The following is a 13,480-nucleotide window of genomic DNA, read 5'->3' on the forward strand; positions in this document are numbered from 1 at the left end:
CCTCCACCCGTTTCCCTCACCCGAGAGGCCCCCGCATGGCCAAGAAGATCCCCACCGCACTCGCCGAACTCGTCGAGGCCCTCGAGCACCACGCCGAGGTCGTCACGGCGAAGTCGTCGTCGTCCAAAAGGCTCGGTCGCGCCACTGCGAAGGTGCGCCGCGCCTCGGCCGCCTACACCGAGGTGGTGGCCGCCCGCACGGGGCAGCCGAACCCGTTCGTGGACTTCCTCGATCCCGAGACGATCGAGTCGCTCCGTGCCGAGCGGGACCGCATCGCGAGCGGCAAGACGACGCCGGTCGACTGACAGCCGTCCCAGGTGGGCGTGCCACGCTCACAGGCACGATTTCCGCACGTTCGAGAGAGGGGCCGATCCCGTGGCCGACCAGAAGAAGCTCAAGAAATCCGCCGCCAAGGCCTACGACAAGGCCGAGGACGCCGTCACCGATGCCCGCGCCGCGGTCGCCGAGGCCAAGCGTCGCGCCAAGAAGCTCGCCAAGAAGAGCCGCCCGTCGGTGAAGCCGCTCGAGAACGCCCTCGACGACGCCACGTCCGGCTTGAAGGACGCCAAGAAGACGGCCAAGGGTGCCGTGCAGGGCTCGAAGGGTTCGTCGTCGAGCGGTTCGTCGTCGAGCACGTCGTCCGCCACCCCGGCCGAGCCGCGCTCCATCTACACGCCGCCCCTGCCCGAGGTCGACGAGACCACCGTCCAGCTGTCCGACGGTCACGACGCCCACGTCGACCTGCACGCGCAGACCCTCGTCGCGCTGCGCGCCCTCGCCCGCACCAAGGGCATCACGAACGTGTCGCGTCACACCAAGGCGACCCTGATCGAGAAGATCGAGCAGGCCTGACCCGGACGCCGGCGTCCGGCCCCGAAGACCTCGTGAGCGGCTTCGGGTCGGCTCCGCCTCACTAGGGTGAGCACATGACGCGCGCTCAGCTCATGGTCCCGTACCGGTTCGTCTTCGCCGCGCTCGCCCTCGTGGCCGTCTCCGCCCAGTTCGCCGACACCCTCGAGAACGACTACAGCGTCGTCAACTTCTTCTCGTTCTTCACGAACCTGAGCAACCTGTTCGCGGTCGTGGTCTTCACCGTCGGCGGCGTCCGCACCCTGCGCCGCCGTCCCGGCAGCCGGGCCTGGGACGTCGTCCGGCTGATCGCGGTCGTGAACATGGTGTTCGTCGGCCTCGTCTTCAACCTGCTGCTGACCGAGGTGGCCGGCGGCGTGCTGCCCTGGGTCAACGTCGTCGTGCACATGGTGATGCCCGTCGCCGTGCTGGTCGACTGGCTCGTGCTGCCCGTGGGCCGTCGCCTGCCCTGGGCCGCTGCGGGCCTCGGCCTCGTCGTGCCCGTCCTCTACAGCGTGTACTCGCTCGTCCGCGGCGCCGTCACGTCGTTCTACCCCTACCCCTTCTACGACCCGGAGGCGCTGGGCGGCTACGGCCCCGTGGCGCTCTACATGGTCGTGCTGCTCGTCGCACTCGCCGTGCTGTCGGTCGCGCTGGTCGGTCTGGCGCGCCTCGCCGGCCGCTTCTGGAAGCAGCGCTCGCGCCGCTGAGGCGACCCGCGCCTCCTGCGGGCGGCTCAGCGGTAGTGCTGTTCGCCGCGGGCGGCCGCCGCGACCACGTCGCGGATGCGGGCCGCCCGGGTCTCGGGCCGCTTCAGCGCGGCCAGCCGGAAGTACACCCGGAACCGCTCGGTCTTCGTCATCGTCGCGAAGTGCGCCGCCGCCACCGGGTCGGCGTCGAGCGCTGCCTGCAGGTCGTCAGGAGGCACGGCGTCCTTCTGGCGGTAGGCGGCGTCCCAGCGGCCGTCGGCCTTCGCCCTGTCGACCTCGGCCTGACCCGCGGGGGTCATCCGACCCTCGGCGGTCAGGCGTGCGACGTGTTCGCGGTTCACCTGGGACCAGGGGCTGTCCTTGCGCCTCGGTTGGAACGCCGTGACTGTGAAGTCGTCGTCGAGCCGGCTGGTCTGGCCGTCGATCCAGCCGTGGCAGAGGGCGACGTCGAGGGCCTCCGACCAGGTCATGCCGGGCTTCGTCGACCGCACCTTGCGGAGCGTCAGTCGCACCCCACCCACGTCGGGGTCGCCCTCGAGGTACTCGCGCCACTGCTCGACCGTCACGTCGAGCACGGGCTTGTCGGCGAAGCTGACCATGCGGCGACCCTACCGGCGGCGAGGCGTCACGACGTGCCGCTCCCCTGCGGAACCGAGCGGCCCGTCCCGACCCCTCGAGGGGCGGCCGGCCGTCAGAGCCCGAACAGCAGCCGCAGCCCGAGGGCGACCATCACGACGGCGATCACCGCGTCGAGCACCCGCCACGCGACCGGCTTCGCGAACAGGGGACGCAGGAGGCGCGCGCCGAACCCCAGCGCCGAGAACCACACGAGACTGCCCGTGACGGCCCCGCCCGCGAACCACCACCGCAGCTCGGGCGGCTGGTGGTTCGCCACCGAGCCGAGGAACACGATCGTGTCGAGGTAGGTGTGCGGGTTGAGCCAGGTGAAGGCGAGGGCCCCCAGGACGGCCGGGACGACCCGCGCGGGCGGCGCGCCGGCCTCGACCGTGAGCGCGCCCACGGGCCGGATGGCGCGCTTCGCGGCGAAGGCGCCGTAGACCAGCAGGAACCCTGCCCCGACGATCTGCACGACGACGACCGCCTGCGGCGCGGCCTCGACGAGCGCGCCGACCCCGGCCACCCCGGCGCTGATCAGCACGGCGTCGCTCACCGCGCAGACCACGACGACCGGCACGACGACGCGGGTCACGGCCTGGAGCCCGACGCGCAGCACGAAGGCGTTCTGGGCACCGATGGCGACGATCAGGGCGAGGCTCGTGCCGAAACCGAAGAGGGCGGCGGGCACCACGGTCGCGAAGGTCATGGCGACACGCTAAGGGCCCACCAGACCATCACGCCAACTCATGTTCGTGATGCTGCATAAGCTCGACTCATGGCCCGTTTCGCGCTCGACCAGCTCGACACCCTTCGCACCGTCGTCGACGAGGGCACGTTCGAGGCGGCGGCGAGACGCCTGCACGTCACGCAGTCCGCGGTGTCGCAGCGCATCAAGCAGCTCGAACGAGCGGCCGGGCAGGTGCTGCTGCGACGCACGACACCGGTCACCACGACCGCGGCCGGTGACGTGGTGCTGCGTCACGCCCGCCAGGTCGACCTGCTCACGTCGGACGCGCTGGCCCGGCTCGGCGCCGGCCGACCCGACGGAGGGGACGACGGTGACGACCCCGTCCCCACCACCCTCCCCATCGCCGTCAACGCCGACTCGACGGCGACCTGGTTCCTCGACGCGCTGGCCGCCGTCCCGCCCACGGTGCCCGTGGTGTTCGACCTGCGCCGGGCCGACCAACAGCACACGGCCGAGCTGTTGCGATCGGGGGACGTGCTCGCCGCCGTCACCGCGACCCGGGAGCCCGTGCAGGGCTGCAGCTCGGAGCCGCTCGGCGTCATGCGCTACCGCGCGGTCGCCAGTCCGGGGTTCGTCGAACGGTGGCTGGGCGCCCGACCGAGCGCAGGGGGAACCGCCGAGCCCAGGGGCCTCGACCACGGACGGCTCGATCGTGCCCCGATGGTGGTCTTCGACCGCGCCGACGACCTGCAGCACGACTTCGCGCGCCGGCTCACCGGTCACGAGCCGCTCGCGCCCCGGCACCACGTGCCCGCCTCGGCCGACTTCGCCCGGGCCGTCGTGCTCGGCCTCGGCTGGGGCATGCTGCCCGAGGCGCAGGCCGGCCCCGAACTCGACGCCGGCCGTCTGGTCGAACTGGCCGCCGGCGACCCGGTCGACGTGCCGCTCTTCTGGCAGCGCTGGACCCTCGCCTCGCCCCTCCTCGAGGCCGTCACCGACGCCGTCCGTGCCACCGCCCGCCACGCCCTGCACCCCTGACGCCCCGCCTCGCCGGTCGGGTGGTCGCGAATCGTCCTTCGCGCGCCCCCGAAGGACGATTCGCGACCAGTCGACGACCGACCGGACGACGGCCCGACCCGACGGACGACGGGAGGCGCGGTGCCGACGGGCACCGCGCCTCCTGTTCTCGAGCGACCTGCGCCCGGCGACCGACGACCTACAGCGTCGCGAGCGCCTCGTTCAGCGTGCGCGACGGGCGCATCACGGCTTCGGTCTTGGCTGCGTCGGGGTGGTAGTAGCCCCCGATGTCGACGGCCGTGCCCTGGGGCTCGATCAGTTCGGCGACGATCGCCTCTTCGGCCCCGCCGAGGGTGGCGGCCAGCCCGGCGAAGGCGGCGGCCAGTTCGGCGTCGTCGGTCTGGGCGGCGAGCTCGTCGGCCCAGTACTTGGCCAGGTAGAAGTGGCTGCCGCGGTTGTCGATCGAGCCGAGCTTGCGACCGGGCGACTTGTTCTCGTCGAGGAAGGTGCCGGTGGCGCGGTCGAGCGTGTCGGCGAGGATCTGCGCCCGCGCGTTGTCGGTCGACGTCGCGAGGTGCTCGAAGCTGACCGCGAGGGCGAGGAACTCGCCCAGGCTGTCCCAGCGCAGGTAGTCCTGCTCGACGAGCTGCGAGACGTGCTTCGGGGCCGAACCGCCGGCACCCGTCTCGAACAGGCCGCCGCCGTTGATCAACGGCACGACCGAGAGCATCTTGGCCGAGGTGCCGAGCTCCATGATCGGGAACAGGTCGGTCAGGTAGTCGCGCAGCACGTTCCCGGTGACCGAGATGGTGTCGTCGCCACGGCGGATGCGCTCGAGCGAGAACGCCATCGCGTCGACGGGCGAGAGGATCTCGATCTGCAGGCCCTCGGTGTCGTGTTCGGCGAGGTACGTGCGGACGAGCCCGATCAGGGTCGCGTCGTGGGCACGGGTCTCGTCGAGCCAGAAGACCGCCGGGGTCTGGCTGGCGCGGGCCCGCGTGACGGCGAGCTTGACCCAGTCGCGGATCGGGACGTCCTTCGTCTGGCAGGCGCGCCAGATGTCGCCCGTGGCGACCTCGTGCTCGATGAGCGTCTCGCCCGCCTGGTCCACGACGCGGACGGTGCCGTCGCCGGGCACCTCGAAGGTCTTGTCGTGCGAGCCGTACTCTTCGGCGGCCTGCGCCATCAGGCCGACGTTCGGCACCGAGCCCATGGTCGCGGGGTCGAAGGCGCCGTTCGCACGGCAGTCGTCGAGCACGGCCTGGTAGATGCCGGCGTAGCTCGAGTCGGGGATGACGGCCAGGGTGTCGTGCTCGTCGCCGTCGGGGCCCCACATGTGGCCCGACGTGCGGATCATCGCGGGCATCGACGCGTCGACGATGACGTCGCTCGGCACGTGCAGGTTGGTGACGCCCTTGTCGGAGTCGACCATGGCGAGGTCGGGCCCGTCGGCGATCCCCTGGTCGAAGGCGGCCTTGACCTCGTCGCCGTTCGGCAGTGCCGCGAGGCCCTGCAGGATGCCGTTGAGACCGTTGGCGGGGTCGAGCCCGGCAGCCTGCAGATCGGCACCGTACTGCTCGAAGACGCGGGGGAAGAAGGCGCGGATCACGTGACCGAAGAGGATCGGGTCGCTGATCTTCATCATCGTGGCCTTGAGGTGGACCGAGAACAGGACGCCCTCGGCCTCGGCCCGGGCGATCTGTGCGGCCAGGAACTCGTGCAGCGCGGCGACGTGCAGCACGGTGCCGTCCACGACCTCGCCGGCCAGCACGGGGATCGACTCGCGCAGCACGCGGGTCTCGCCGTCGGCGCCGACGAACTCGATGCGCAGGGTGTCGTCGGCCGGGATGACGACCGTCTTCTCGTTCGAACGGAAGTCGTCGACGCCCATGGTCGCGACGTTCGTCTTCGAGTCGGCCGTCCAGGCGCCCATGCGGTGCGGGTGCTTGCGGGCGTAGTTCTTGACCGAGAGCGGAGCACGACGGTCGCTGTTGCCCTCGCGCAGCACGGGGTTGACCGCGCTGCCCTTGACCTTGTCGTACCGGGCCTTGACGTCGCGCTCGGCGTCGGTCGAGGGCGAGTCGGGGTAGTCGGGCAGGTCGTAGCCCTGCGACCGGAGTTCGGCCACGGCGGCCTTGAGCTGCGGCATCGAGGCCGAGATGTTCGGAAGCTTGATGATGTTGGCCTCGGGCGTCTTCGCCAGGGCCCCCAGCTCGGCGAGGGCGTCGCCCTGGCGCTGCTCGTCGGTGAGGCGCTCGGGGAACTGGCTGATGATGCGGGCCGCCAGCGAGATGTCGCGGGTCTCGACGTCGACCCCCGCGGTCTTGGCGTAGGCCTGGATGATGGGCAGGAACGAGTAGGTCGCCAGCATGGGCGCCTCGTCGGTCAGCGTGTAGATGATCTTCGCCATGCGGCAGGTGCTCCCTCGTTGTCGGGCATGCGTGTGCTCGGTGGTGCTGCCTCTACGCTACCGCGCAGAAGTCTCTCGACATGAAGATACATGCCCGGTCTGGACGGCCCGCCCGCGCGGCTCAGGTCGTCCGTGTCGCCGGGCGCCACATCGCCGCGGGCGTCGCCCCCGGGAGCCCGCGGATCGGCCCCAGCTCGACGAAGCCCAGGCGCCGGTAGAGCGCCCGGTTCCGCTCGGTCGACGACTCGAGGTAGGCGGCGGCGCCCGTCTCGTCGATCGCCGCGAGGCGGTGCTCGATCAACGAGGTGCCCACGCCGAGCCCCCGTGCCGCGTCGCCGACCGCGATCTCGCCGAGGTACCAGTGCGGCAGCCGCGGGCGGGGTGCCGCCAGGGTCGCCTGGTGGCGGGCCGCCGGCACGAGCCCGCCGAGCCCGAGGGCCCGCAGGTACCCCGGCAGCTGCCCGAGCTCCGCGAGCGACACCGGCAGGCGCAGCGGCGAGGACGGTCGGGTGCGCGGCGCCTCCCAGACGGCCGCCCCCACGACGTCCCGGCCGGCATCCGCCACGGCCACGTCGACCGTGCGACGGCCCGCCGGGATCGACCGCATCATCGCCGCGAAGAGGTCGACCAGACGGGCATGCCGCCGCCGCCCGCGCGGGACGAACCCGAGCATGACGGGATCGTCGCGGAACCCCTCGGCGAGCACGGCGGCGGCCGCGTCCAGCTGGTCCGGGCGGGCGGCGGTGATGGTCACGTCGGGCACGGTGTCTCCTCGAATGATTCGTCATGATTGACGGATTCGTCAGTCGTGACAGAATGTAGCCAGACATCCCGCCCGACACGTGAGAGGCCGCTGTGAAACCGGACGACGAGGAGGCGCGGGTCGCCCCCTCGAGGACGTCCCGCCGCACGCGCGACACGCGTCGCAAGTTGATCGAGGCCGGCGTCGTCCTCTTGCGGCGGGCCGACTACGCCGCCGTCCCCGTCGCCGAGATCACACAGCTGGCCGATGTCGGCCTCGGCACGTTCTACAACCACTTCGCCGGCAAGGACGCGTTGTTCGACGAGGCCGTGCGGAGCGTGCTCGACGCGCAGACCGAGCGCATGGCGACGCTCGGGCGCGCGGACGACTCCCCCGTGACGACCGCGGCGATCGCGATGCACGTGGTCCTCGGGCTGGCCGACAGCGACCCGGCCGTGGCCGTGGTCGTCGCGCGCAACGGCCTGCGCCTGCTCGACGCCGAGGCCGCGCTGGTGCCGCAGGCGCGGGCTCTCGTGCAGGCCGGGCAGGCGGCGGGCTCCTTCGCCGAGCTGGACGTCGACCTGGCGCTGTCCCTGGTCGGCGGCAGCCTCCTCGGCGGGCTGCACACCTGGTGGTCGACCCCCGAACTCGTCACCCCCGCGTGGACGGTCGAGCTGGTCGCCCGCGTGCTCGTGGCCCTCGGGTGCGACCTCGGGGACGCTCGCCGCGCCTCCTCGTCCGGTCTCGACCGGGTGACCGGGCGCGACGCGGACTGACGCACCGGGCCACACCGGGCCGAGCCGCACCTCGCCTGATCGGCGAAGATGGTCCGGTGACCACTCCGGCGCCCGCGACGAGCATCGAACCCCGCCCCTACGACCACCCCGACGTGCAGCAGCTCGTCGAAGGACTGCAAGAGTTGTACGTCGAGATCTACGGCGGGCGCGACGACAGCCCGATCGACCGCTCCGAGTTCGAGCTGCCGAGGGGCACGTTCGCCGTGGCCTACGAGGCCGGCGAGCCCGTGGCGCTCGGAGCCTGGCGCCTGCTGCCCGACGGACGGGCCGAGCTGAAGCGGATGTACGTCCGGCCCGACCGGCGCGGGCACGGCCTGTCCCGGCTCGTGCTGCACTGGCTCGAACGGTCGGCCGCACACGCCGGCGTCACCGAGATGGTGATCGAGACCAACGTGGCCCACGACACCGCGATCCGCCTCTACGAGTCGGCCGGCTACGGGCCGATCGCGGCCTACGGCCACTACGCGGACGACGAGGGCACGGTGTCGCTCGGCCGCTCCCTGGACGGCGCCCCGACGCACGGGGCCGGGCTCGCCGAGGCGGCCGGGCCGTCGGACGGCGCCCGCCCCACCGACTGAGCGGGCCGCAACACCCGACGGGGTCGGCCCGCAACACCCGACCGGGTCACCCCGACACGGCGACCCGGCCGACCACGTCGGCCAGCTCATGACCCACGAGGTGACCGTTCGTCAACCCCCGGCCGGCACTCGGCCCCCGACGGCTCGGTCGTGGTTCGTTCGTCGGCGAGGCCTGCGCACCCCGCCCGGCCCGGACGAGGAGGACCCACGGCCGAGCCGGCGACCCGCGACGTCCCGCAGCCCCCGACCGGAGGCCCGGCCGTCGGGCAGTCCAAGCTCAAGCAGGCGATCACGGGCCCGCTGCTCTACCTCTTCATCCTCGGCGACGTGCTCGGGGCCGGGATCTACGCCCTGATGGGAACCCTGTCGGCCGAGGTCGGTGGGGCGCTCTGGGCCCCGCTCGTGCTCGCCCTGCTCCTGGCGCTGCTGACCGCGGGCTCGTACGCCGAGCTCGTCACCAAGTACCCCAAGGCAGGAGGGGCGGCGATCTTCGCCGAGAGGGCGTTCCGTCGGCCACTGGTCTCGTTCCTGGTCGGCTTCAGCATGCTGGCGGCCGGCGTGACGAGTGCGGCGGGCCTCTCGCTGGCCTTCGCCGGCGACTACCTCGGCACCTTCGTCGACCTGCCCCCGGTGCCGACCGCCATCGCCTTCCTGGCACTCGTCGCCCTGCTCAACGCCCGGGGCATCAGCGAGTCCTTGCGGGGCAACGTGGTCATGACCGTCGTCGAGGTGAGCGGCCTCGTCATCGTGATCGCGGTCGTGGCCGTGATGCTCGGCGGCGGGGGCGGAGACGTCTCGCGTGTCGGGGAGTTCCCCGTCGACGCGAACCCCGCCCTGGCCACGCTCGGTGCGGCGATCATCGCGTACTACTCGTTCGTCGGCTTCGAGACGAGTGCGAACGTCGCCGAGGAGGTGCGCGAACCGAGCCGGGTCTACCCCCGCGCCCTGTTCGGCGGGTTGGCCACGGCGGGCGTGGTCTACGTGCTCGTCGGGCTCGCGAGCGCCGGGGCGTTGCCGCCCGCCGAGCTCGCGGACTCGACCGGTCCCCTGCTGGCGGTCGTCGCCGCGACCGGCGTCGGCGTGCCCACCTGGGTGTTCAGCCTCATCGCCCTCGTGGCCGTCGCCAACGGCGCCCTGCTGACGATGATCATGGCGAGCCGCGTGACCTTCGGCATGGCCGAGCAGGGGCTGTTGCCCCGCTCGTTCGGTGCGGTCCTGCCCCGACGGAAGACGCCCTGGGCCGCGATCGCGGTCACCACGGCCGTCGCCATGGCGTTGACCACCGTCGGCGACATCAGCGTCCTCGCCGAGACGGTCGTCCTGTTGCTGCTGTTCGTGTTCATCAGCACGAACGTGGCCGTGCTGGTGCTGCGTCGAGACCGGGTCGACCACGCGCACTTCCGCGTCTGGACGGCCGTGCCGGTGGCCGGCGTCGCGTCCTGCCTGCTGCTGATGTCGCAGCAGGGCGGGCAGGTCTGGCTGTTCGGGGCGATCCTGCTCGCGGCGGGCACCGTGCTGTACCTCGTCGCGCGGGCGAGGAACCGGGCCACCGCGGGGCGCTGAGGCGCCGCGGCCGGACACCGGCCGGCGCGATACCGGCCGGAGACGCAGAGGAGGCGCGGTGCCGGGATCACCGACACCGCGCCTCCTCGGGTCATCGCTACTCGACGGTGATCGACTGGGCCTTCATCGCGGCCACGGTCTTCTCCTGGCCCGACTCCAAGGCGTCGAGGAGGGTGCCGTCACCCGAGGCGGCCGCCCCGAAGCCGTCCGAGATGTCGCTGTAGGTCTGCGTCATCGTCGGTCCCCACGTGAAGGGCTGGATGTTCTCGGCGGCCTTCGCGAAGTCCTCGTAGATGGCCTGGTCGCCGTAGAACTCGACGCCCGAGGTCAGGGCCGGCAGGTCGGCGCCGGTCGTGGAGGCCGGGTACAGGTTGGCCTCCTTGTTCAGCGCCTCGAGCGACTCGGTCGAGGTGTTAAGCCACACCAGGAACTTCGACGCCTCGGCGGGGTGTTCGCTGCCCTTGAAGACGACGTTCGACGATCCGCCCCAAGCGGCCGACGCGGACTCGCCGTCCTTCCACTGCGGCATGGGCGCGACGGCCCACTTGCCCGACGTGTCGGGGGCGCCGCTCGAGATGGTGTTGGCACCCCAGACCGCCGAGACCCAGGTCCAGTCCTGGTCGGTGTTGTACGCGTTGTTCCACTCGTCGGTGAAGCTCGGCAGGGTCGTGACGAGGTCCTTCGAGATGAGGTCCTGCCAGTAGTCGGCGACCTTGGTCGAGGCCTCGTCGCCCATGTCGACCTTCCAGGTGCCGTCCGCGGTGTCGAACCACTGGCCACCGGCCTGCGACACCAGACCGGCGAACTGGTTCACGTCGCCCTTGGCGAAGTTGGTGATGCTGCCGCCCATCTCCTTGATCTTCACGGCGTCCTCGGCGTACTGCTCCCACGTGGTGGGGACGTCGAGGCCGGCCTGCTCGAAGAGGTCCTTGCGGTAGTACAGCGCCATGGGACCGGAGTCCTGCGGGATCGCGTAGACGGAATCGTCCTCGCCGAAGGTGACCTGGTTCCAGAGGCCGTCCGAGTAGTCGGCCTTCGCGGCGGAGACGCCCTCGCACGAGGCGATGTTCGCCAGTCCGTCTTGCACGCGGAAGGCGGGCAGGGTGTCGTACTCGACCTGGCCGATGTCCGGCGCGTTGCCGGCCTGCAGCTGGTTGAAGAAGTTCTGGTAGGTGCCGCTGTTGCCGTTCGGCACGATCGAGACCTTCACCTGGATGTCGGGGTTCTCCTCGTTCCAGAGGGCGACGACCTTGTCCATGTTCGGCACCCAGGTCGTGAAGTTCAGGGTGACCTTGCCGGAGGACGCCTCGCACGAGGCGGAGTCGCCGGAGGCGCCGTCCGAGCCGCTGCCGGAGCTGCAACCGGCGAGGGCCATGGTCGAGACCACGGCGGCCGCCGCGATCGTGAGTACTCGGGATGTCTTCATCTGGTGTCCAATCGGGGTGCGGAGCCGGAGGGGCCGGCCACGGGAGGGAACGACGTCGTTGCCTTGCGGAGAGGAGGTCGAGGAGGTGCGGGTCGGTGGATCAGGACGGGAGCGGCAGATCGGGACGGCCGGGGCCGCGGGATCGGCTACTTGAGGCCGCCGGACCCCAGGCCGCTGCGCCAGAAGCGCTGCAGGCTGAGGAAGGCGACGAGCAGGGGGATGATCGAGACCAGCGCGCCGACGAGCACCAGGGTGCGCAGTTCGGGGTACTGGCTCACGTTGGAGTTCCAGGTGTAGAGACCGAGGGTCACGGGGAAGAGCTCCTGGGACCGCAGCATCACCAGCGGCAGGAAGAAGTTGTTCCAGATGGCGACGAACTGGAACAGGAACACCGTCACGAGGGCGGGCGACATCAGCCGGATCGCCACGGTGAAGAACGTGCGCAGTTCGCTCGAGCCGTCGATTCGGGCGGCCTCGACGATCTCGTCGGGGACGCTCGACGCGGCGTAGATGCGGCTGAGGTACACGCCGAACGGGCTCACGATGCTGGGCAGGAAGACCGCCCAGAAGGTGTCGGTCAGTTCGACCTTGCTGAAGATCAGGAACAGCGGCAGCGCCAGGGCCGTCGCCGGCACGAGCACGCCACCCAGGAAGATGTTGAACAGCGCTTCACGACCCCAGAAGCGGTACTTGGCCAGGGCGTAGCCGCACATCGCCGACAGGATCGTGCCGAGCGCGCCGGCGACCGTCGCGTAGACGATGCTGTTGAGCATCCACCGCGGGAAGATGCCGTCGTTGTACGTGAACAGCCGGCCGACGTTGCCGACGAAGTCCTGCGCCGACGTCGGCGAGAACCACAGGGCGGCACTCGAGTTGAAGTTGTCGAGCGTCTTGGTCGACGACACCAGCAGCCAGAAGATCGGCACGAGGAAGTAGAGCGTGAAGGCGCCCATGATGACCATGGCGGCCGTTCGCGACATCACGCTCTCGCGGGGCCCCCCGCCGCGTCGGCGAGCAGGGGTCGTCGCGTCGTCGAACGACTGGGCGGGACGGATGGGGGCGTCGACGGTCACTGGTCGGCCTTCCGCTGGGTCAACCGGAGGAACCCGATCGAGAGGATGAACGTGGCGACCGCGAGGACGACGCTGAACGCCGCCGCGAGGTTGAAGTTGGGCACCGAGGACGTCGAGTAGACGAGCATGTTCGGCGTGAAGGTCGACGAGATGGTCGACGTGAACTGGCGGAAGACCAGCGGTTCGGTCAGCAGCTGCAGGGTGCCGATGACCGAGAAGACGGCGGTCAGCACGATCGCGGGGACGACCAGCGGGATCTTGATCGACACGGCGATGCGCCATTGCGAGGCCCCGTCGAGGCGGGCCGCCTCGTAGATCTCGGTGGGGATCGCGAGGAGCGACGAGTAGATGATCAGCATGTTGTAGCCGACGAACACCCAGGTGACGACGTTGGCCACGGCCCAGAGCACCGTACCGCCGTCGAGGAGGCCGGCCCGCGACGTGACGGCCGAGAACGGCGAGAGGCTCGGCGAGTAGAGGTAGCCCCACATGATCGCCGCGATGACGCCGGGCACGGCGTAGGGCGCGAAGAACGCGAGGCGGAAGAACCGCTTGCCGCGCAGCAGGGGCGAGTCGAGCAGCAGCGCGAAGAGCAGGGCGAGCAGCAGCATCACGGGGACCTGGACGACGCCGAAGAGCAGCACCCGGCCGATGGACGACCAGAACTCGGTGTTCTGGAAGACCAACGCGTACTGCGAGAGGCCGCCGAAGACCTGGGTCGGGGCACCGAACGTGCCCTCGCGTTCGACCTTCTGCAGCGACTGGAAGACGGCGTAGAGGATGGGCGTCAGGTAGAACGCCGCGAAGAGCGCCGCGAAGGGGAGGATGAAGATCGCGATCGCCTTGCGGTACCGGAACGGCTTCCGCGGTCTCGTCGGACGCGGGGACGGCGGGGCGACGACGGCGGGCTCGGCAGCAGTCTGGGTCACACGGGGCCTCGGCTTCTTCGGCGGGTGTCCTTCACGAACGGCCGGAGGCCCTTCGACGGCGAAGGTTCACAGGGTTTCTG

General features: G+C 71.0%; 14 protein-coding genes. 7 read left to right on the forward strand and 7 right to left on the reverse strand.

Annotated elements, in window-relative coordinates:
- Positions 1-35: 35 nt before the first annotated feature.
- The 3 genes from ARTHRO9V_RS11775 to ARTHRO9V_RS11785 all read left to right on the forward strand — a co-directional run bounded on the left by ARTHRO9V_RS11775 (position 36) and on the right by ARTHRO9V_RS11785 (position 1,559).
- A complete protein-coding gene (locus ARTHRO9V_RS11775; RefSeq protein WP_056043027.1) occupies positions 36-305 on the forward strand; it encodes a hypothetical protein in 270 nt (89 codons plus the stop codon).
- Between the two features lie 70 nt (positions 306-375).
- Positions 376-852, forward strand: a complete 477-nt coding sequence (locus ARTHRO9V_RS11780) for a Rho termination factor N-terminal domain-containing protein (protein ID WP_056043030.1) — start codon at positions 376-378, stop codon at positions 850-852.
- A gap of 74 nt (positions 853-926) precedes the next feature.
- Positions 927-1,559 carry a Pr6Pr family membrane protein gene (locus tag ARTHRO9V_RS11785; protein ID WP_123571678.1) on the forward strand — a complete coding sequence of 211 codons (633 nt, stop codon included), beginning with the start codon at positions 927-929 and terminating at the stop codon, positions 1,557-1,559.
- Positions 1,560-1,585: 26 nt separating this feature from the next.
- Here the strand turns inward: ARTHRO9V_RS11785 and ARTHRO9V_RS11790 are convergent, their stop codons facing one another.
- The gene (locus tag ARTHRO9V_RS11790) at positions 1,586-2,158 is read right to left on the reverse strand and encodes a YdeI family protein (RefSeq protein WP_159827385.1); all 573 of its coding nucleotides are present in this window, start codon (positions 2,156-2,158) and stop codon (positions 1,586-1,588) included.
- A 92-nt stretch (positions 2,159-2,250) separates the two neighbouring features.
- Positions 2,251-2,883, reverse strand: a complete 633-nt coding sequence (locus tag ARTHRO9V_RS11795; protein WP_159827388.1) for a LysE/ArgO family amino acid transporter — start codon at positions 2,881-2,883, stop codon at positions 2,251-2,253.
- Positions 2,884-2,952: 69 nt separating this feature from the next.
- On the opposite strand from ARTHRO9V_RS11795, the gene ARTHRO9V_RS11800 reads away from it, so the two are divergent.
- The gene (locus tag ARTHRO9V_RS11800; RefSeq protein WP_159827391.1) at positions 2,953-3,903 is read left to right on the forward strand and encodes a LysR family transcriptional regulator ArgP; all 951 of its coding nucleotides are present in this window, start codon (positions 2,953-2,955) and stop codon (positions 3,901-3,903) included.
- 178 nt (positions 3,904-4,081) lie between these two features.
- On the opposite strand, the gene ARTHRO9V_RS11805 is transcribed toward ARTHRO9V_RS11800, so the two are convergent.
- Both ARTHRO9V_RS11805 and ARTHRO9V_RS11810 read right to left on the reverse strand, forming a co-directional pair.
- Positions 4,082-6,292 carry an NADP-dependent isocitrate dehydrogenase gene (locus tag ARTHRO9V_RS11805; RefSeq protein ID WP_159827394.1) on the reverse strand — a complete coding sequence of 737 codons (2,211 nt, stop codon included), beginning with the start codon at positions 6,290-6,292 and terminating at the stop codon, positions 4,082-4,084.
- Between the two features lie 121 nt (positions 6,293-6,413).
- Positions 6,414-7,055, reverse strand: a complete 642-nt coding sequence (locus tag ARTHRO9V_RS11810) for a GNAT family N-acetyltransferase (RefSeq protein WP_236557041.1) — start codon at positions 7,053-7,055, stop codon at positions 6,414-6,416.
- Between the two features lie 92 nt (positions 7,056-7,147).
- Here ARTHRO9V_RS11810 and ARTHRO9V_RS11815 point away from each other — a divergent pair, with 92 nt between their 5' ends.
- From ARTHRO9V_RS11815 to ARTHRO9V_RS11825, 3 genes are all read left to right on the forward strand, one after another.
- Complete coding sequence (locus tag ARTHRO9V_RS11815) at positions 7,148-7,810, forward strand: TetR/AcrR family transcriptional regulator (protein WP_159827397.1); 663 nt, start codon at positions 7,148-7,150, stop codon at positions 7,808-7,810.
- Between the two features lie 56 nt (positions 7,811-7,866).
- A complete protein-coding gene (locus ARTHRO9V_RS11820; protein ID WP_201298937.1) occupies positions 7,867-8,409 on the forward strand; it encodes a GNAT family N-acetyltransferase in 543 nt (180 codons plus the stop codon).
- A gap of 288 nt (positions 8,410-8,697) precedes the next feature.
- Positions 8,698-9,972, forward strand: a complete 1,275-nt coding sequence (locus ARTHRO9V_RS11825) for an APC family permease (RefSeq protein WP_201298971.1) — start codon at positions 8,698-8,700, stop codon at positions 9,970-9,972.
- A 97-nt stretch (positions 9,973-10,069) separates the two neighbouring features.
- Here ARTHRO9V_RS11825 and ARTHRO9V_RS11830 read toward each other — a convergent pair whose 3' ends face one another.
- The 3 genes from ARTHRO9V_RS11830 to ARTHRO9V_RS11840 form a co-directional block, all read right to left on the reverse strand.
- On the reverse strand, positions 10,070-11,398 hold the full coding sequence (locus ARTHRO9V_RS11830; protein WP_159827403.1) for an ABC transporter substrate-binding protein: 1,329 nt from the start codon (positions 11,396-11,398) through the stop codon (positions 10,070-10,072).
- A gap of 146 nt (positions 11,399-11,544) precedes the next feature.
- Positions 11,545-12,378, reverse strand: coding sequence for a carbohydrate ABC transporter permease (locus ARTHRO9V_RS11835; RefSeq protein ID WP_056044474.1), 834 nt, complete (start codon positions 12,376-12,378; stop codon positions 11,545-11,547).
- An 89-nt stretch (positions 12,379-12,467) separates the two neighbouring features.
- On the reverse strand, positions 12,468-13,400 hold the full coding sequence (locus ARTHRO9V_RS11840) for a carbohydrate ABC transporter permease (RefSeq protein WP_159827406.1): 933 nt from the start codon (positions 13,398-13,400) through the stop codon (positions 12,468-12,470).
- Positions 13,401-13,480: the final 80 nt, after the last annotated feature.

The sequence above is a fragment of the Frigoribacterium sp. 9N genome (assembly GCF_902506305.1).
Taxonomy (GTDB): domain Bacteria; phylum Actinomycetota; class Actinomycetes; order Actinomycetales; family Microbacteriaceae; genus Frigoribacterium.